The organism is Arthrobacter bussei (genome assembly GCF_009377195.2).
GTDB lineage: Bacteria > Actinomycetota > Actinomycetes > Actinomycetales > Micrococcaceae > Arthrobacter_D > Arthrobacter_D bussei.
Map to the genome: position 1 here is coordinate 486237 of NZ_VJXX01000002.1, position 18479 is coordinate 504715.

The window sequence follows — 18479 nt, forward strand, 5'->3', positions numbered from 1 at the left end:
CCGGACGCCTGTTATTCCGCCGTTCTAGCTGGAACGCTACCCCACGCCCGGACGCGGACCGAGGACATCAGAACCAATCCTCAGGTGTGTCGCTCCCGCAGCGACGGCGTCCTCGAGATCACCGCTCATGCCCGCGGAGACGGCGGTCGCCGCAGGGTCGACCGCACGGACCGACGCCGAGATCTCCAGCAGGCGGGCGAAGGCCTCGGGCGCCGATGCGCCCAGCGGGGCGACGGCCATGACACCCGCCAGGCGGAGACCGTCGGCTGCGGTGACGGCCTCCGCCAGCGCGTGCGCGTCGGCCGGGAGCGCCCCTCCCCTGCCCCCGGGTCCGGCGTCCGGCTCGAGGGTGAACTGCAGGAAGCACTCGAGGTCCGACCGCGGCGCGGCCCCCGCCTCCGCCCGGCGCTCCTGCTCCGTCCGGACGGCCTTGCCGAGGGCCGTGACGAGTGAGGTCCGGTCCACCGAGTGGACGCTGTGGGCGTAGCGGACGGCTGACCTGGCCTTGTTGGTCTGCAGCTGTCCGATGAAGTGCCAGGTGAGCGGGAGCTCCTCGAGCTCCTCCGCCTTGGCGGCCGCCTCCTGGTCCCGGTTCTCACCGACGTCGGTGACGCCGAACCCGGCGAGGATCCGTACGTCGGAGGCGGGGAAGTACTTGGTGACGACGATCAGTCGCGGCTCCTCGCGCCGGACTGCCGCGGAGGCAGCTCCGATCCTCGCACGAACGGCGGCGAGACGCTGCTCGAGGTCCTGGGCGCGGGCGGATCCGCGGCCCCCCTCCTGTCCGGCGCCGGTCATGGGCGCCAGACCAGCCCGGCGAGACGACCGGCCCCCGGCTCACGCCGGTGCGAGAACAGCGCCGTGTTCTCCTGCGTACAGGACGACGCGGCACCCCGCAGCTCCTCGACGGTGACGCCCCCCTGGGCGAGCTGGTGCCGGACCGCGGCGGGAAGATCCAGCGCGGCCGTCCCCGCGGGGGTGCGGGACGCAGCCACGGGAATCTCCCGCGCGAGCTCGATCATCATGGCGTCGGGCACCTCGTAGCAGGATCCGCAGACCGACGGGCCGATCCAGGCGGTGATCGTCCCGGCGCCGCGGCGCCGCAGCTCCCCGACCGCCTTCACGACGATGCCGTTCGCGACACCTGCACGGCCGGCGTGGACGACGGCGGTTGCACCGGTGCCGCCGTCGTCGGGGTCCGCGTCCGCCAGGACGATCGGGACGCAGTCGGCCACGAGGACCGCGAGGGGCTCGGAGCCCGTCGCGGAGACCATGGCGTCCGCGTCCGGCGGCACGCGCCCGGCCCTGTCCGACGCCCCGAGCAGCGCCACCCGGTCGGAGTGCGTCTGGCTCATGAAGCGCAGTGATTCCGCCCGGATCCCCAGCGCGGCCTCGAGGCGGCGCCGGCTCTGCCGGACGGCATCGGGGTCGTCACCGACGTGCAGCGCGAGATTCCCGGCCGCCACCGCGGTGAAGGCCACCCGCAACCCCGGCCGGACCTCCTCGTTCCAGTGGAACGGGGAGGTCCGGCCGGGATCGACGGTTCTGTCCACGGACTACTTGAGGAAGTCGGGGACGTCGAGGTCGTCGGAACGGCCTGCGGAGAGATCGGGCTCGACGATCGCCGGGAGATCGACGTCGAAACCGGAATCGGCCGGGACGGCCTGCACGTTCTGGGCGCGCTGCTGCGACCAGGCACCGAGGCCCGCGGTCGCTGCACCGGACGTGCGCTGCGCATCACCGCCGACGCTCGGCGCCGATGCCGGCCGCGAGGACGGCACGGAGGCGGGAGCGGGCTGGGACGTGGCGTCCACCTGGTCGAAGCCGGCGGCGATGACGGTCACGCGCGCCTCGTCGCCGAGGGCGTCGTCGATCACGGCACCGAAGATGATGTTCGCCTCGGGGTGCGCGACCTCCTGGACGAGGCGTGCGGCCTCGTTGATCTCGAACAGGCCGAGGTCCGATCCACCCTGGATGGAGAGCAGCACGCCGTGTGCGCCGTCGATCGATGCCTCGAGCAGCGGCGATGCGATGGCGAGCTCCGCTGCCTTGACGGCGCGGTCCTCGCCACGGGCGGAGCCGATGCCCATGAGCGCCGAGCCGGCACCCTGCATCACGGACTTCACGTCCGCGAAGTCGAGGTTGATCAGGCCCGGCGTCGTGATGAGGTCGGTGATGCCCTGGACACCCGAGAGGAGCACCTGGTCGGCGGAGCGGAACGCGTCGAGCATCGACACGTTGCGGTCGCTGATGGAGAGCAGGCGATCGTTCGGGATGACGATCAGGGTGTCGACCTCCTCGCGGAGGGTATCGATGCCGCTCTCGGCCTGGTTCGAACGACGCCGGCCCTCGAAGGTGAAGGGGCGCGTGACCACGCCGATGGTCAGGGCGCCGAGCGAGCGCGCGATGCGCGCGACGACCGGTGCTCCACCGGTTCCGGTCCCGCCACCCTCGCCCGCGGTGACGAACACCATGTCGGCCCCGCGGAGCACCTCCTCGATCTCCTCGGAGTGGTCCTCGGCGGCACGGCGGCCCACCTCGGGATCCGCTCCGGCGCCGAGCCCGCGCGTCAGTTCGCGTCCGACGTCGAGCTTGACGTCCGCGTCGCTCATGAGCAGCGCCTGGGCATCCGTGTTGATGGCGATGAACTCCACGCCGCGGAGCCCGACCTCGATCATCCGGTTGACGGCGTTGACGCCGCCGCCGCCGATACCGACGACCTTGATGACGGCCAAGTAATTCTGAGGTGCTGCCACGTCCTGTGTCCCTTGTTCGAATCTGTGTGCTGTACGGGGGCTGCCGTTGATCCGGCTTCGACCTTCACCCGAGACAACGTTAACGTTCAGGTTGAGAGTTAACGTTATGTCAAGTAACTTCTATGAACGACGCTAGTGCATGCGCAACGCGTTGCAACCATCGGCCTCCGCGTGTCGGGCGTGTCGCCGTGTCCGGAGCAGCCCGCGGCGCGGTCCGCTTCCGCACTCACCGGACCCGTCACCGCGTGACCGGCCGGTCCGGGGTGCTGACGTCGAACTCCTTCACGGGCGGATCGCTCGCGGGCATCGCCAGCATGGCCTCCAGCACCTCGGCCTTCTCGGCGCTGCGCTCCGAGCTGCCCCAGAAGATGCGCTGGTCCCCCGTCAGGGAGAGCCTGATCGAGTCGACGCTGGCCGCGGAGGCGCTGTTCAGTCGCGAGAGGACCGACACCGGGAGCTCCGCGAGGACTGCGGTGATCGAGGAGAACACCTCGGAGTTGACCGCGTTCGTCCCGCCGTCGATCAGCGGGAGCTTCACCTGGGCACGATCGGCCACGCTCGCGAGCTGGCGGCCCTCCGCGTCGATGAGCACGACGTCCGCACCGTTCTGCAGCACCGCGACGGGAACCCGCTCCCGCACCGTCACGACGAGGGTGGACGGCGGCTCGGCCGCGATCCTGACGTCATCGATCGGCGCCTTGTCCTCGAGCAGCGCCCGCACCTGGTCGGGCGAGATCTGCGTCAGGGACGTCCCCGAGAGCGGGGCGAGCGCTGCGTGGATCTCCTCCGTCGACACCAGCGTGTTGCCCTCCACCACAACGGTCCTGAGCGCCAGTGCCGGCGAGAACACGACGTAGGCGACGATCCCGCCGAGGACGAGGACGGCCGCCGTGACGGCCAGGATGACATTGCGCAGCCGGTGCGAGTGGCGCGGCGCCGGGAAGTCGAGCACCTTCCCCGCCGGGAGCGCGCCGTCAGGCTTCTCGAGCAGGGAGACCCGTGCCCGTCCGGACGGGCTGCCACCGGAGGGCGTGGTGACTCTCGCGACCGTGGGCTTACGGGGCTTCATCCGGACACCCCACCGGATCCCGCCGCAGCAGCACGGTCCCGCAGGAGGCCCACGAGCCGCACGCCGTACTGCGTGACGTCCCCGGCCCCGATGGTCAGGACGAGGTCGCCCTCCGCCGCCCGGCCGACGACGGTCCGGAGCGCCTCCTCCGGATCGGCGACATAGGCGGCCTCCGCTCCGATCATGCGCTCCGTGATGGTCCACCCGCCGACGTCGTCCACCGGGTCCTCGCGCGCGGCGTAGACGGGCAGGACCGTCGTCGTGTCGGCCAGCGAGAGGGCATCGGCGAAACCGGCGGCGAACTCGCGGGTCCGCGAGAAGAGGTGCGGCTGGAACAGGACGTGCACGCGCCGCTCCCCCGCGACGGTGCGGGCCGCCGTGAGGGCCGCGTGCACCTCCGTGGGGTGGTGCGCGTAGTCGTCGAACACCCGGACGCCGTCGCCCTCACCACGGGCCTCGAAACGGCGGGCCGCACCGGAGAAGAGGGACAGCCCGGCCGCCGCGACGGCCGGGTCGACACCCAGTTCCAGGGCCACCGTGAAGGCGGCCGCGGCGTTGAGGATGTTGTGCCGGCCCGGCACGCCGAGCTGGAGCTCCTGCTGCGCGTCGAGGCCGTCCACGGCGAAGGAGAGGACGCTGTTCGTCGTGCTGCCGAGCGCCCTCGTGTCGCTGATCCTGATGTCCGCCGTCCCGGCGTAGCCGTAGGTGCGGACGCGCCGCCTGGTCGGGACGGCTGCGGCCAGCGCTGCCGATCCCGGGTCGTCGGCGCAGGCGACGAGCAGTCCGTCCTCGGACACCCTCCCCGCGAACCGGCGGAATGCCTCCTGGACCGCCTCGGCCGTGCCGTAGTGGTCGAGATGGTCGGCCTCCGCGTTGGTCACGACCGCGATACTCGGGTCGTAGTTCAGGAACGAGCCGTCCGACTCGTCGGCTTCCGCCACGAACACGTCCCCGCCGGCCCATGCGGCATTCACGCCCAGGGCTGCGACATCGCCCCCGATGGCGAAGGAGGGTGCGAGCCCGGCCTGCCGGAGGAGCACCGTGATCATGGCCGTCGTCGTCGTCTTGCCGTGCGTGCCGGCCACCGCCACGACCCGTTGGCCGGCCATCGCCGCGGCGAGTGCCTCGGAGCGGTGGATGACGGGCAGTCCCCGCCGGCGCGCCTCCTGGAGTTCGGGGTTGGTCGCACGGATCGCCGAGGACACCACCACGGTCCCCCGGTCCGGTACAGCCGCAGCCTCGTGGCCCACGTGGACGACGGCGCCGAGCGCGGCGAGGGCGCGCAGGCCCTTCGACTCGGCGGCATCCGAACCGGAGACGCGAACCCCCTGGCCGAGGAGGACACGGGCGACGGCGGACATCCCGGCGCCCCCGATCCCGATGAAGTGCACGGGCTCCTGCAGCCCCCCGACGGGCCGGGGAGCGGCCACGACCGGCGCAGGGGCGCCGCCCTGTCCCGCGTCCTCGGGCGATGATGCCGTCGGTCCCGTCGGTGCTGTCGGTGCTGTCGGTTCCGTCGAAGCTGTGGTGTCGTCCGTGCTGATGCCGGATCCTTCCGGTGCGCCGCCCGCGGGCGGGATGCTGTCAGGGCTGCTGTGCTGTCCCGCCGTCGTTCCGGGCCGGTGCGGATCCCGCGTCATCGTTTGTCCTCCGCTGCCGCGAGGACGAGCCCGGCCATCCGCCGGTCACCGTCACGGACACCCTGGGCGCGGGAGGCGGCCGACATCGTGGCGAGCCGCGCGGGATCCGCCAGGAGCGGGAGCGCCTCCCGGCGGATCCAGTCCGGGCCGAGGTCGGCATCCTCGACGAGCAGGGCGCCGCCGGCCTCGACCAGCCCCGCCGCATTGAGCCGCTGCTCACCGTTGCCGTGCGGAAGGGGTACCAGGACGGCCGGGACGCCGACGGCACTGACCTCGCTGACCGTGGCGGCCCCGGCGCGTGCGACCAGGAGGTCGGCGGCCGCGTACACGCGCTCCATCCCGTCGACGAACTCGACCTGGTGATAGCCCTCGAGCGTCAGCCGGGAACCGTCGCCGTCGAGGACCGGCTTGCCGCGGCCCGTGATGTGGAGGACCTGCACGCCCGCTGCGACGAGGGCCGGCACGGCGCCGGCCACTGCACGGTTGACGCTCGCGGCGCCCGACGAACCGCCGGTGACGATGAGGGTGGGCCGGTCCGGATCGAGACCGAGCGAGGCGCGGGCGGACCCCCGTTCCGCTGCGCGGTCCAGATCGGCGATGCTGCGCCGCATCGGCATGCCGACCAGCACGGCGTCGGCCAGTCCCGTTCCCTCGAAGGCGACCGCGACCGTTGCCGCGATCCGGGCGCCCACCCGGTTGGCGATGCCGGGCCGCGCGTTCGCCTCGTGGATGACCACCGGGACGCGCCGTGACCAGGCCGCGAGGTAGACGGGGGTGGAGACGTAGCCACCCACCCCGACGACGACGTCGGCTCCGGCCTCCGCGACGATGGCGCGCGCCTGCCGCACCGCCCGCACGAGGCGGACCGGGAGCTTGACGAGGTCGATGGAGGGACGGCGCGGCATAGGGACGCGGTCGATGGTCCGGAGCGTGTAGCCGGCTGCCGGGACGAGCCGCGTCTCCATGCCGGCCTCGGTCCCGACAGCGGTGATGCGGGTCCCTGGCCGCTGGTCGACGATCGCGCCCGCGATGGCCAGCAGGGGGCTGATGTGACCGGCGGTGCCACCGCCGGCGAGGACCACGGACAGCGTGCGCCCGGGCGTGGAGGGGTGTGTCATGAAGGTGCGTGGCTTCTTCCGGCGGTGGAGGCGGCGGGACTGCTGCCCGCCGGGACGGGGTTCGGTGGGTGCGGGGTCTTACGGGCGAAGGACAGCAGCACGCCGACGGCGGCCAGGGTGAAGGTGAGCGCCGAACCGCCGTAGGAGATGAAGGGCAGCGGCACGCCGATGACGGGCAGCAGGCCGGTGACCATCCCGATGTTGACGAAGGCCTGCCCGATCAGCCACACGAGGATCGACGCCATGAGGATCCGCACGAACGGGTCCGTGTACCGCAGCGCCACACGGATGGTGGCCACCGCCAGGATCCCGAAGAGCAGGATGACGACGAGCGTCCCGAGCAGACCGAACTCCTCGCCGATGATGGCGAAGATGAAGTCGTTGTGGGCCTCAGGGATCCAGTTCCACTTCTGGCGGCTCTGTCCGATCCCGACGCCGAACCAGCCGCCCGACGCCATCGCGAAGAGCCCGTTGTCCGACTGGAGGCACAGGTCCGCGCCGTCGTCGCAGTTCAGCCGCAGCCACGCGCTGATGCGCCCGCCGCGGTTGGAACTCGTGGCGACCATCAGCAGGGAACCGGCGAGGGCGGCGAGCCCGGCGAGGGTGAAGAGCTTCAGTGGAGCGCCGGCGAAGAAGAGGGCGGCTCCGGCGATCATCATGAGGACGAGGCCGGTGCCGAGGTCGCCACCGATCAGGACGAGTCCGATCGGCAGTCCGCCGAACGGGATGGCCGGGATCATCGCGTGCTTCCAGTCCCGGATGAGGGCCTTCTTGCGCTCGAGGACGGCGGCGAACCAGAGGGCCAGGGCCAGTTTCGTCGGCTCGGACGGCTGGAAGGTCTGGCTGCCGATCTGGATCCAGTTCTTGTTGCCGTTGATCTCGACGCCGATGACGAGCACCAGCACGAGCAGCACGACGGCGATGGCGAGGCTCGGCCAGGCCAGTGCCTTGTAGGCGCGGGGACCGAGCCTGGAGAGCACGAGCATCAGGACGAGCCCTGCGCTCGCCCAGACCGCCTGCTTGAGGAAGAGGTCGAACGAGTCCTTGCCGTCGGAGATCGCTTCGACCGATGACGCCGAGAGCACCATGAGCAGACCGATGGCGGTCAGTGCGAGGGCCGAGCCGAGGATCAGGTAGTAGCTGGAGCCGGAGGGCGCCCGGTCGGAGCCCTCGAGGAACCGCCAGCCGCGGCGGAGCCGCGCGCGGACACCGCGGTCCTGGTGCGCCTCCGTGTCGTTCTCCGGAGTCGCCGTCGCGGCCTTCCCGAGGGAGGCCCCCGCCTTCGCCCGCGCAACCGTCACGGACCTGCGGCCGGACGACGCTCCGCCCCGCGTGCCGCGCTGACCAGCCGATGCGCTGCCGGTTGCGCCACCAGATGCGCCGCCCGTCGGAGCGTTCGACGTGCCCGGTCGTCCCGCGTCCGGTCGTCCCGAGTCCGTGGGCCTGGCCGCCCGGGCGGAGGGTTTGCGTCCGCCTCCACGGGTTGGCGTGGTCACCATCTACGACTCCTTCGCGGTTGTCCCCTGATCGCCACGTGCACGGACGGCTGCCATGAAGGCGGCCCCCCGGTGCGCATAGGAGGAGAACTGGTCCATCGATGCGGCGGCCGGCGCTAGGAGCACCGTGTCGCCGTCACGGGCCATCCCCGCTGCTTCGGAGACGACCCACTGCATGAGGGCGTCGCCGGTGACCGGATCGCTCGATCCGCCGCCGTCGTGCCCGTGTCCAGTGTGAAGGCTCGGATGGAGGGACACCGGAACATCGGGTGCGTGTCGGGCGAGGGCACCCTGCAGGGGCGCCGGATCCTGTCCCACGAGGACGACGGCGCGCAGCCGCCCCGCGTGGCGGATCACGAGATCGTCGTAGGAGACGCCCTTGGACAACCCGCCGGCGATCCACACGACCGACTGGAAGGACGCCAGCGAGGCGGAGGCGGCGTGCGGGTTGGTCGCCTTCGAGTCGTTGATCCAGAGCACGCCGTCCTCGTTGGCGACGACCTGGATGCGGTGCTCCCCGGGTCGGTACGCCCGGATGCCGTCCCGCACCGCGGATGCCGGCAGTCCGGCGGCGCGCACCAGGGCAGCCGCGGCCAGGGCGTTGGCGACGAGGTGGCGCGGGACCACCTCCCCGAGTTCCGACACGGACGCCAGCTCGGCTGCGGAGTCCTTGCGCTGTTCGATGAAGGCACGGTCGACGAGGAGGTCCTCGACGACCCCCATCATGCTGATCGAGGGCATGCCGGTGGTGAATCCCACGGCGCGGCATCCTTCGACGACATCGGCCTCCTCGACCATCGCCTCCGTCTCCCGCTGCTCCACGTTGTACACGCAGGCCACACGCGTGCGCTCGTAGACGGACGCCTTGGCGGCGAGGTAGGCCTCGTAGCTGCCGTGCCAGTCCACGTGGTCCTCCGCGATGTTGAGGCAGACACTCGCGAGCGGCGAGATCGAGTGGGCCCAGTGGAGCTGGAAGCTGGACAGCTCGACGGCGAGGACGTCGTAGCCCTGCGGGTCCCGGATGACGTCGAGGATCGGCGTGCCCACGTTGCCGGCCGCGACCGCCCGCTTCCCGCCGGCGAGGAGCATCGCCTCGGTCAGGCCGACCGTCGTCGTCTTGCCGTTGGTACCGGTGATCGTGAGCCATTCCGCCGTCGGCCGTCCCTCCCGGATCCGGACGCGCCAGGCGAGTTCGACGTCCCCCCAGACGGGGATGCCCGCCGCTGCGGCCTCGGCGAGGAGTGGCTGCGTGGGTCGCCATCCGGGCGAGGTGACCACGAGCTCGGCCTGCTCGCCGTCGACGAGGGGTAGCGCCTCCGCGTGCTCGGCGCCGAGGAGCACCTCACGCGCTCCGACGATGCGCAGGGTGTCGGCCTTCGCCTCGTTCCCGGCGGTCGCACCGGCATCCACGACGACGACGGCCGCGCCGAGCTCGATCAGGGTGTCCGCCGCCGAGAAGCCGGATGTCCCGATACCGGCGACGACGACGCGCAGGCCGGCCCAGTCGGAGTCCCAGCTGGTCAGGTCCCTGACGCGATCGGTCTCCAGCACGCGGCCGGTGGTTCCCTCGGCCCCGCTCATCCCACGACCCATTCCGCGTAGAAGATCCCGAGTGCCACGGCCACGAAGAGTCCGGCCAGGATCCAGAAGCGGACCACCACGGTGACCTCGGCCCAGCCCTTGAGTTCGAAGTGGTGCTGCAGGGGCGCCATCTTGAAGACCCGCTTGCCGCCGGAGAGCTTGAAGTAGCCCACCTGGATGATGACCGACAGGGTGATCATGACGAAGAGACCGGCCAGGATCACCAGGAGCAGCTCGGTCCGCGAGAGGATGGCGAACCCGGCGATCGCACCGCCGATGGCCAGTGACCCCGTGTCCCCCATGAAGATCTTCGCAGGCGAGGTGTTCCACCAGAGGAACCCGACGAGCGCGCCGCACATGGCTCCGGCGATCAGGGCGAGGTCCAGGGGGTCCCTGACCTCGTAGCAGACGCTTCCCGCCCCGGGCGAACCGCAGCTCTGGTTGCTCTGCCAGATCCCGATCAGCATGTACGCGCCGAAGACGAGGATCGACGCCCCGGCGGCCAGGCCGTCGAGGCCGTCCGCGAGGTTAACGCCGTTGCTGGCGCCCGTGATGATGAGGTTGGACCAGATGACGAAGAGGATCGCCCCCACGACCGTCCCCGCGAAGGCCAGGTCGATCGGAAGATCGCGGATGAAGGAGATCGCGGTGGACGCCGGCGTGCGGCCCTGCTCGTTGGGGAACCCGAGGGCCAGGACGCCGAAGACGATGCCGACCGCCGATTGGCCGATGATCTTCGCCGGGGCACTGAGGCCCAGGCTGCGCTGCTTCGAGATCTTGATGTAGTCGTCGGCGAATCCGACGAGCCCCATGCCTGCGGCGAGGAACAGCAGCAGGAGGCCGGAGGCGCTCGGTCCGCCGACGGGCGATCCGGTCGCCATCATGATCAGGTGCGTCAGGAAATAGGCCAGCAGGACGGACCCGACGATCACCGCGCCACCCATGGTCGGGGTGCCGCGCTTCGTGTGGTGCGCCGTCGGCCCGTCGTCGCGGATGAACTGGCCGTAGCCCTTCCGCACCAGGAGCCTGATGAAGAGCGGGGTGCCGACGAAGGCGAAGAACAGCGCGGAGGCCGAGCCGATGAGGAGTGCGATCACTGCTGGTCGGCCTTTCCGAAGGGGTTCGCGTCGGCGGTCGCCCCGGCGGCGTCGCGCTCGTCGGTGGCCGCCGGACCGGCCGAGACCGAGGCGTCGGCCACGGCACGTGCGATCCGGTCGCCGAGGAACCGGAGGCCCGCGCCGTTGGAGGACTTTAAGAGGACGATGTCCCGGGGCTCGAGTTCCGCGGCCAGCATGCGCTCGGCCGCGTCCGCGTCGTCGACATGGACGGCCTCGCTCCCCCAGGAGCCTTCGAGCACCGCCCCGTTGAAGAGGGCCCTGGTGTTCGGTCCCACGCAGATGAGCTTCGAGATGTTCAGCCGGACGACCACCCGCCCGAGCAGGTCGTGCTCCTCGATGGAGCGGTCCCCCAGTTCGAGCATCTCGCCGAGGACGGCCCAGGTGCGCCTGCGCCCGCCGCCGAGTTCGGCGAGGGTGCGGAGGGCGGCGCGCATGGACTCCGGGTTCGCGTTGTAGGCGTCGTTGATCACGGTGACGCCGTCCGCGCGCTCCGTGCGCTCCATGCGCCAGCGGCTCGCGGCCGCCTGTGTCCGGAGGCTCGAGGCGATCGTTTCGGGCGCACAGCCGACGGCGAACGCGACCGCTGCGGCGGCCAGGAGGTTGGTCGTGTGGTGCAGGCCGAGCAGCGGGGACACGATGTCGTGCTTGCTGCCGTCGGGGAACTGCAGCGTGAAGGAGGGGTTCCCCTCCGGCGTCGTCGTGCTGTTCCGCGCGCGGACCACCGTGCTGCCGTCCGACGCGAAGTCGTCGGAGGAGGTGAAGAAGGCGCGCCGGGCGGGCGTGCGGGACTGCATGGCGAGGACGCGCTCGTCATCCGCGTTGATGATGGCGGTGCCCTGGGCGGTGAGCGCCTCGAAGAGCTCGCCCTTGGCCTTCGCGATGTTCTCGACGCCGCCGAACTCTCCCGCGTGCGCCGACCCGACGCCGAGGACCACGCCGATGTCCGGCTGCACGAGGGACGCGAGGTAGGCGATGTGGCCCGGCTTCGTGGCACCCATCTCGATCACGAGGAAGCGCGTGTCCAGGTCCGCTTCGAAGACGGTGAGGGGAACACCCACCTCGCCGTTGTAGGAGCCGCGGGGCGCCACCGTGGGGCCCATGCTCGCGAGGATCCCCGCGAGCAGGTCCTTGGTGGTCGTCTTCCCGGCGGACCCGGTGATGCCGACGACGGTGATGTCCCCATGCGCGCGGAGGCGCCGCACCGACTCGGCGGTGAGGGCTCCCATCGCCAGGACGGCGTCGGGAACGACGACGGCGGGGAACGGCGCGCCGTCGGCTGCCGCGACCTCCCGCTCGGCGAGGGTCAGCACGGCACCGCGCTCGAAGGCTGCTCCCACGAACAGGTGCCCGTCGGACTCCTCTCCGGGCTTGGCCACGAAGAGCGAACCGGGCGTGCACTCGCGGGAATCGGTGGCGGCGGAGGTGACGGTGATGGCAGGACCGTCCTGGTCGATACCGACCAGGACCCCGCCCGTGAGTGCCGCGATCTCGGCTGCGCTGAATTCAATCATGACGGTTCAGGACTCTATCCCGGCGGCGGAAAGCCCAGAGAATCCGTGCCTTGTCAACGCGGAACGCAGTTCGACGCGGTCGTCGAGGGACAGGTTGATGCCCTTCACTTCCTGCCACACCTCGTGGCCGCGGCCGGCGATGATCACGGTGTCCCCCGCCGTGGCCAGGGCGACGGCGCGGTCGATGGCGTCGGCGCGGGGGAAGACCTCGAGGACCTCGCAGGCGAGACCCTCCTCCGTCACGGCGGCGTCCGCGCCGGCCCGGACAGCGCGGCGGATGACGGCCTCGTCCTCGTCGTGCGGATCGTCGTCCGTGATGATGAGGACGTCCGAGAGACGCGCACCCACGGCGCCCATGACGGGCCGCTTCGACTCGTCGCGCTGTCCCGTGGCGCCGAAGACCGCGATGACCCGGCCCCCGGGGCGGCGCACCGAGGCCAGTGTCCGCTCGAGCGCGTCGGGATTGTGCGCGAAGTCCACGATCGACGCCGGCTCCTCGGCGATGAGCTGCATGCGGCCGGGTACCTCGGTGGTGAAGGGGTCGTGGGCATCCAGTGCATGCTGCAGGTCGTGCTCCGGCACCCCGGCCGCCAGCACCATGACGGCCGCGAGGGCCGCGTTGGAGATGTTGAAGGACCCGGGGAGCCCGCTGCGGACGCGCAGACGGCGCCCGTCACGAGCCGCCAGGGCGAAGGAGTGGCCGAGGCCGCTCCGCTCGACATCGGTGACCGTCCAGTCGGCTTCCGCCGGCGGTACGGACCCGTCACCGCCGCTCCTGCTGCCGTCCGTACGTACCGTGAGGACAGGCACGTCCGCGGTCTCGGCGAGGCGTCGGCCCCACGCGTCGTCGATGAGGACGACCGCCGTCCGGCACCGCTCAGCCGTGAAAAGGGCCGCCTTCACGGCGAAGTACTCCTCCATCGTGCCGTGCAGGTCCAGGTGGTCCTGCGTCAGGTTGGTGAACCCGGCGACGTCGAACACGACGCCGTCCACACGCCCGAACTCCAAAGCGTGCGAGGAGACCTCCATCGACGCCGCATCGATGCCGCGCTCCCGCATGAGGGCGAGCAGCGAGTGCACCTGCGGGGACTCGGGCGTGGTGAGCGCGCTGGGGATGGCGTCGCCGCCGGCACGGATCTCGATGGTGCCGATCAGTCCGGTCGACCGGCCGAGTGCCTCCAGGAGGGCGTTGACGAAGTAGGTGGTGGTGGTCTTCCCGTTCGTCCCCGTGACGCCGAACAGCGCCGGCGCCCCGCCGTCGTCCTCGGAATCGCCACCGAAGATCACGCGCGCCAGCGGTCCGATCACGCGCCGGGGGTCGGGGACGACGACGACGGGCACGGCGACACCGTCGCCCAGTAATTCCCGGCCGACGCCGTCCGTGAGGACCGCGACGGCACCCGCCAGCACTGCCTGGCCTGCGAAACCCGCCCCATGGCGGGTGGCGCCGGGCAAGGCGGCGTAGACGTCGCCGGGGAGGACGGCGCGCGAATCGAGGGTGATGCCCGTGACGGTGGGCAGGAGCCCGGTCCCGGGCCCGACCGGCAGGCCGACTGCTGCGAGGGCCGCTGCCAGGTCGATCGGCCGCGGTTCATGCGGACGCATCAGGGAAGCGGCGCTTCCCTGCGGAGTGGTGGATTGCACGGTGCTGTGGCCTCCGGGTCAGTATTCGACCGGATAGATGTCCGGCTTCGTCGTCGAGGCCGGGACGTTGTCGGAATTGAGGGCCTGCTGCATGACCTTCTGGAAGGACTCCCCGGGGATCAGGTAGTACAGGTCACCCTGGGGCCGCTGGAGCGTGATGACGACGACGTACTTCGGGTCCTCGATCGGGGCGATCCCGGCGTAGGACAGAGTGTAGCCGTCGTACCCGCCGCCCGCCCCGGGCGCCTCCGCCGTGCCGGTCTTGGCGCCCACGCGGTACTGCTCGAGCTCGCCGGACTTCCCTGACCCCTCCTCGGTGACGGTCTCGAGCATCTTCCGCATCTCGGCGGCCGTCTTCTCCGAAACCACCTCGGTACCCTCGGCCTGCGGCACCACGTGCTCCGTGCCGTCCGGGTCGATGTAGGCGTCGATGAGGCGGGGCTTCAGCCGGACGCCGTCGTTGGCGATCGTCTGGTAGACCATCGCCGTGTGCAGCGCGGTCTGCGTGAGCCCCTGCCCGAAGAGGACGGTGTACTGCTGGCGGTCGTCCCAGTTCTCCGGAGTGCTGAGAAGTCCCTGGTTCTCCTCATTGAGGCCGGTACCGAGCGGTTCCCCGATCCCGAACTTCTTCAGCCAGTCGTACCGCTCCTGCTTGGTCAGCTTCTCGCCGATCTGCACGGTCCCCGTGTTCATCGACTTAGCGAGGACGCCGGCGGCCGTACGCTTCTCGGTGCCGTGCTCCCAGGCGTCCTTGAACGTCTGGTCCCCCACCGTGTAGCGGTTCTCGAGGGTGAACTTCGACGTGGGCTCGATCAGTCCTTCCTCGAGGGCACCGGCGAGCGTGATGACCTTCGTCGTGGACCCCGGCTCGAAGGAGGCGCTGACCGAGTTCGGCCTCCGCTGCTCCGGCGGCGTGGCCGTGGGATCGTTCGGATCGGGTGTGGTGGATTCCGCCATGGCGCGGATGGCGCCGGTGCCGGTCTCGACGACGACGATGTTGCCCCACTCGGCGTTGTAGTCCTTGACCTGTGACGCGATGGTCTGCTGGGCGAACCACTGGAGGTCCTGGTCGATCGTGAGGCGGACGCTCTGGCCGTCCACCGCGGGCACGTCCTCATTGGTCGCGTAGGGGATGCGGATACCGTCCCCACCGATCTCGAACGTGCGGCTGCCCGCGGTGCCCTGCAGTGCGTCGTTGAGCGAGTACTCCAGGCCCTCCTGGGGTGCACCGTTCTCGGACACGAACCCGATGACCGACCCGGCGACCGATCCGGCCGGATAGGTGCGGACGCTCGTCTTGTCGGCATAGACGCCGGGGATCCCGATCTCGAGAGCCCGGTTCTTCACCTCCGGTGTCACCGACTTCGCGATGTAGTTGAAGGTCTTGTCCCCGAGGACCGATCCCCGGAGCGTCTCGACGTCGATCCCGAGGACCGCCGACAGCTCCTGCAGCCCCTGCTCGATCGGCACGTCGATCCGGATCGTGCTGTCGGGGTCCTCCGGATCGGGGACGGTGCGGTCGAACCCGTCGACCGCACTGAGGCGCTGGTCCACCACGACGTCGTAGCGTTCGACGCTCCGGGCGAAGTACTTGCCGTTCATGTCGACGATGGAGCCGCGGACGGGGGCGACGGTCGTGTTCGTCAGGCGCTTGGACAGGCCCACCTGGGCCATCCCGCCGAGATCGAGTGCCTGCAGCTGGAAGAGCCGCACACCGAGCACCATGAGGAGGACGAGGACGAAGGCCAGCCCCACGCGGAGCCGGGTCGAGCCGAGGACCAGTCGGAGGCTGTCAGGGCTGCCGGTGCGTGCAGGGGTCACGGAGGAATCCTTGTCGATCAGTGCAGGCGGTACGTGCGGAGCGGGTGACGGCGGAGGAACCGCGTGTCAGCGGTCGGACCCTGCCTGCTCCGGACCGGGGATGGTGCCCGAGGCGGTACTGCCGGCCGCGGATTCCGCAGCCGTGTCCGCCGCCTCGTCCGCTGCGCCGGCGCCCGTGGGCGCCGGATCGACGGCTACCGGCGCCTCGACAGCCACGGGAGCGGGCTGCTCGGTGACGAGGTCCGGAGCGGCGATCAGGACCTCGGGCTTCGGGCCTTCCTTCGCAGGTTCCGGAGTCCCCGTCACCTTCTTCGAATCTAGCTCAATGGTCCCGAACGTCGGGGAGGACACCATGCCGAGTTTCGTCGCGGCGGCGGCGAGATTCTGCGGCGCCTCCTTGTTCTCGATCTCGAGGACGAGCGCCTCGTTCTGCTGGCTGAGTGCCACCTGCTGGCTGCGCAGCTGCACGAGCTCGTACTGCGTCCCCGACACGGAGATGTTGAGCATGAGGACCGCGGCCAGGGCTCCGGCGAGGACGAGGAGACTGAAGACGGCGAACGGTACGCGACGGCGGGAGGGCCTCGCCGGCACCACGGAGAGCGGCGTCCGCACCTTCTGCGTGGCGTCCGGACGCGCACTCGACGGCGCTCCGTCGGAGAGACCGGCCAGTCGGCGCGGCGCGACGGCGAGTGCTCCGTTGCCGGAGAAGGCCACGGCGCCGTGTCGCTTCTCAACAGTCAGGGTCTGGCTCATCCGTTGGTCCTGTCGACGGGTCCGGCTTTGATTCGTTCTACAGCGCGCAGTTTGGCCGAGGCCGCCCTGGGATTCTCCTCGATCTCCGCCGGCGTGGGCGCTTCCGTGCCACGCGTCAGGGACCGGAGGTAGGCCTTGTGTTCCTCGAGCTCCACCGGGAATCCGACAGGGGCGGAGGACTTCGTGCCGGCCGTGAAGGCGCTCTTCACGATCCTGTCCTCCAAAGAGTGGTAGGACATCGCGACGACGCGGCCCCTCAGATGGATCGAGGCGACGGCGGCCGGTACGGCGCGCTCGAGGACGGAGAGCTCCTCATTGACCTCGATGCGCAGGGCCTGGAACGTCCGCTTGGCAGGATGTCCCCCCGTGCGTGCAGCCGAGGCCGGGACGACCTCGCGAATGACCTCCACGAGCTCCGCCGTGGTGCCGAGGGGACGCGCAGCACGGGCCCGGACGATCGCTGTCGCGATGCGGCCCGCGAACTTCTCCTCGCCCCAGGTCCGGATGATGCGCAGCAGATCAGCCTCGGCGTAGGTGTTCACGACCTCCGCGGCGGTGATGCCCGTGGTCGTGTCCATGCGCATGTCGAGGGGGGCGTTGTAGGAGTAGGCGAATCCGCGGTCGCGCTCGTCCAGCTGCAGGGAGGAGACGCCGAGATCGAACAGGACGCCGTCCACGCCCTCGATGCCGAGGTCCTCGAGCACGTCGGGCAGATCGTCGTAGACGGCGTGGACCAGGTCGGTGCGGTCGGAGAAGCGCGTCAGGCGTTCCCCGGCGAGGCCGAGGGCCTCGGTGTCGCGGTCGATCCCGACGAGGTGCGCGGAGGGGAATCGCTCGAGCATGCTCTCGGAGTGCCCGCCCATGCCGAGGGTTGCGTCGACGACCACCGGCCGGCGTCCGGCAGTTGCCGCTGCCTCGACCGCGGGAGCAAGGAGGGAGACGCAGCGGTCCCGGAGGACGGGGACGTGTCGCTCGCCCGTCGGCCGGTTCTCGCCCATGCGCGCTCTCCCTCCTGCAGTTCGTCGTTCGTGGTGTCGGTGTCCCCGCAGGCGTGGGGCGATGGTCCATCTCTGGGATCAGACCCCCATCCGGCCGGACGGTCTCCGCCTGGCTTCGGGGAAGTGAAGCCAGGAGTCGTACCTGGTCCGGCGGCTGGAGATCTCATCCAAGAGGTGAAACCGTTCGCGTCGGGTGCTGCTGGTGCTGCATGTCCTGCACTGTGGATCAGATGATGCCCGGGAAAGCGTCCTCGTCCGTCTCGGAGAAGGCGGTCTCCTTCTCCGTCAGGTACGAGTCCCAGGCATCCGCCGCCCAGATCTCTGCTCGGCTTCCTGCTCCGATGACCGCGAGGTCACGATCGAGCCCGGCATATGTCCGCAGGGCCGGCGGGATAGTGATCCTGCCCTGCTTGTCAGGTACCTCGTCAGAGGCTCCTGACAGGAAGATACGGTTGTAGTCCCTCGCCTGGCGTGACGAGATGGGTGCCGCCCGCATCTGCTCGTGAACCCTCTCGAATTCACTCGAACTGAACACATAGATGCACCGTTCCTGGCCCCGGGTCAGGACCAGCCCCTCGCTCAGTTCGTCGCGGAACTTCGCCGGGAGGATGAGCCTGCCCTTCTCGTCGAGACGGGGGGTGTGAGTTCCGAGGAACATCCCTGACCGCCTGTTCTGAGTCCGCCAAGCCCAGCTCGATGCTGCCTTGCTCTTATGCTCCCCACTTTACTCCACAACTCTCCACCGTCAATGCATCCGGGACGCGGCGCGCCCGGGATTGCCCCGCCGAGGGGGTCCGTCCGGCCCGCGATGACGGGGGCGGCCGGCGTGCGTGGCACCGGGGAGTGAAGTGGAGGGACGCGACGGTGGAGGGAGGCAGACGATGAGGCGCTGAGCCGGCGGAGCAGTGCGCTCGGCAGCGGAGTGCCCTCGGCGGTGATCGCGCGACGACCCGCCGGAGACCGTTTCGGCCCGC

The 18479-nt window shown here is 70.6% G+C and carries 15 protein-coding genes; all 15 read right to left on the reverse strand.

What is annotated here, in order from left to right; genetic code table 11:
* Window positions 1-36: 36 nt before the first annotated feature.
* The 15 genes from FNH21_RS10450 to mraZ all read right to left on the reverse strand — a co-directional run bounded on the left by FNH21_RS10450 (window position 37) and on the right by mraZ (window position 18163).
* The gene (locus tag FNH21_RS10450; protein WP_152814923.1) at window positions 37-798 is read right to left on the reverse strand and encodes a YggS family pyridoxal phosphate-dependent enzyme; all 762 of its coding nucleotides are present in this window, start codon (window positions 796-798) and stop codon (window positions 37-39) included.
* Window positions 795-1553: a laccase domain-containing protein gene (locus FNH21_RS10455; RefSeq protein WP_191931847.1), complete on the reverse strand. Its 759-nt coding sequence runs from the start codon at window positions 1551-1553 to the stop codon at window positions 795-797. The genes FNH21_RS10450 and FNH21_RS10455 overlap by 4 nt, the downstream gene beginning before the upstream one ends.
* Window positions 1554-1556: 3 nt before the next feature.
* Window positions 1557-2756: a cell division protein FtsZ gene (gene ftsZ / locus FNH21_RS10460; RefSeq protein ID WP_191931848.1), complete on the reverse strand. Its 1200-nt coding sequence runs from the start codon at window positions 2754-2756 to the stop codon at window positions 1557-1559.
* A gap of 238 nt (window positions 2757-2994) precedes the next feature.
* On the reverse strand, window positions 2995-3825 hold the full coding sequence (locus FNH21_RS10465; RefSeq protein WP_152814926.1) for a cell division protein FtsQ/DivIB: 831 nt from the start codon (window positions 3823-3825) through the stop codon (window positions 2995-2997).
* Entirely contained in the window at window positions 3822-5186 is a 1365-nt protein-coding gene (gene murC / locus FNH21_RS10470; protein WP_241743195.1) for a UDP-N-acetylmuramate--L-alanine ligase, read from the reverse strand. The genes FNH21_RS10465 and murC overlap by 4 nt, the downstream gene beginning before the upstream one ends.
* 275 nt (window positions 5187-5461) lie before the next feature.
* Window positions 5462-6583 (reverse strand): undecaprenyldiphospho-muramoylpentapeptide beta-N-acetylglucosaminyltransferase, encoded by a 1122-nt coding sequence (murG, locus tag FNH21_RS10475; RefSeq protein ID WP_152814932.1) that lies wholly within the window; start codon window positions 6581-6583, stop codon window positions 5462-5464.
* Window positions 6580-8082 carry a putative lipid II flippase FtsW gene (ftsW, locus tag FNH21_RS10480; RefSeq protein ID WP_152814935.1) on the reverse strand — a complete coding sequence of 501 codons (1503 nt, stop codon included), beginning with the start codon at window positions 8080-8082 and terminating at the stop codon, window positions 6580-6582. The genes murG and ftsW overlap by 4 nt, the downstream gene beginning before the upstream one ends.
* The gene (murD, locus tag FNH21_RS10485; RefSeq protein WP_241743153.1) at window positions 8083-9660 is read right to left on the reverse strand and encodes a UDP-N-acetylmuramoyl-L-alanine--D-glutamate ligase; all 1578 of its coding nucleotides are present in this window, start codon (window positions 9658-9660) and stop codon (window positions 8083-8085) included. It abuts the gene before it with no gap.
* Entirely contained in the window at window positions 9657-10757 is a 1101-nt protein-coding gene (gene mraY / locus FNH21_RS10490) for a phospho-N-acetylmuramoyl-pentapeptide-transferase (protein ID WP_055772278.1), read from the reverse strand. The genes murD and mraY overlap by 4 nt, the downstream gene beginning before the upstream one ends.
* On the reverse strand, window positions 10754-12289 hold the full coding sequence (locus FNH21_RS10495) for a UDP-N-acetylmuramoyl-tripeptide--D-alanyl-D-alanine ligase (RefSeq protein ID WP_152814941.1): 1536 nt from the start codon (window positions 12287-12289) through the stop codon (window positions 10754-10756). Before FNH21_RS10495 ends, mraY begins: the two co-directional genes overlap by 4 nt.
* A gap of 6 nt (window positions 12290-12295) precedes the next feature.
* Window positions 12296-13894, reverse strand: a complete 1599-nt coding sequence (locus FNH21_RS10500; protein ID WP_152814944.1) for a UDP-N-acetylmuramoyl-L-alanyl-D-glutamate--2,6-diaminopimelate ligase — start codon at window positions 13892-13894, stop codon at window positions 12296-12298.
* 57 nt (window positions 13895-13951) lie between these two features.
* Window positions 13952-15754 carry a peptidoglycan D,D-transpeptidase FtsI family protein gene (locus tag FNH21_RS10505; RefSeq protein WP_338403239.1) on the reverse strand — a complete coding sequence of 601 codons (1803 nt, stop codon included), beginning with the start codon at window positions 15752-15754 and terminating at the stop codon, window positions 13952-13954.
* Window positions 15755-15820: 66 nt separating this feature from the next.
* Window positions 15821-16507, reverse strand: a complete 687-nt coding sequence (gene ftsL / locus FNH21_RS10510; protein ID WP_152814948.1) for a cell division protein FtsL — start codon at window positions 16505-16507, stop codon at window positions 15821-15823.
* A complete protein-coding gene (gene rsmH, locus FNH21_RS10515) occupies window positions 16504-17505 on the reverse strand; it encodes a 16S rRNA (cytosine(1402)-N(4))-methyltransferase RsmH (protein ID WP_152814952.1) in 1002 nt (333 codons plus the stop codon). Before rsmH ends, ftsL begins: the two co-directional genes overlap by 4 nt.
* A gap of 226 nt (window positions 17506-17731) precedes the next feature.
* Window positions 17732-18163 carry a division/cell wall cluster transcriptional repressor MraZ gene (mraZ, locus tag FNH21_RS10520; protein WP_152814957.1) on the reverse strand — a complete coding sequence of 144 codons (432 nt, stop codon included), beginning with the start codon at window positions 18161-18163 and terminating at the stop codon, window positions 17732-17734.
* Window positions 18164-18479 lie beyond the last annotated feature (316 nt).

Excerpts from the sequence above, each read along its gene's own strand:
- FNH21_RS10450 (WP_152814923.1), bottom strand. The coding sequence starts at position 798 with ATGACCGGCGCCGGACAGGAGGGGGGCCGCGGATCCGCCCGCGCCCAG.
- FNH21_RS10465 (WP_152814926.1), bottom strand. The coding sequence starts at position 3,825 with ATGAAGCCCCGTAAGCCCACGGTCGCGAGAGTCACCACGCCCTCCGGT.
- murC (WP_241743195.1), bottom strand. The coding sequence starts at position 5,186 with ATGTCCGCCGTCGCCCGTGTCCTCCTCGGCCAGGGGGTTCGCGTCTCC.
- murG (WP_152814932.1), bottom strand. The coding sequence starts at position 6,583 with ATGACACACCCCTCCACGCCCGGGCGCACGCTGTCCGTGGTCCTCGCC.
- ftsW (WP_152814935.1), bottom strand. The coding sequence starts at position 8,082 with ATGGTGACCACGCCAACCCGTGGAGGCGGACGCAAACCCTCCGCCCGG.
- murD (WP_241743153.1), bottom strand. The coding sequence starts at position 9,660 with ATGAGCGGGGCCGAGGGAACCACCGGCCGCGTGCTGGAGACCGATCGC.
- FNH21_RS10495 (WP_152814941.1), bottom strand. The coding sequence starts at position 12,289 with ATGATTGAATTCAGCGCAGCCGAGATCGCGGCACTCACGGGCGGGGTC.
- FNH21_RS10500 (WP_152814944.1), bottom strand. The coding sequence starts at position 13,894 with ATGCGTCCGCATGAACCGCGGCCGATCGACCTGGCAGCGGCCCTCGCA.
- ftsL (WP_152814948.1), bottom strand. The coding sequence starts at position 16,507 with ATGAGCCAGACCCTGACTGTTGAGAAGCGACACGGCGCCGTGGCCTTC.
- rsmH (WP_152814952.1), bottom strand. The coding sequence starts at position 17,505 with ATGGGCGAGAACCGGCCGACGGGCGAGCGACACGTCCCCGTCCTCCGG.
- mraZ (WP_152814957.1), bottom strand. The coding sequence starts at position 18,163 with ATGTTCCTCGGAACTCACACCCCCCGTCTCGACGAGAAGGGCAGGCTC.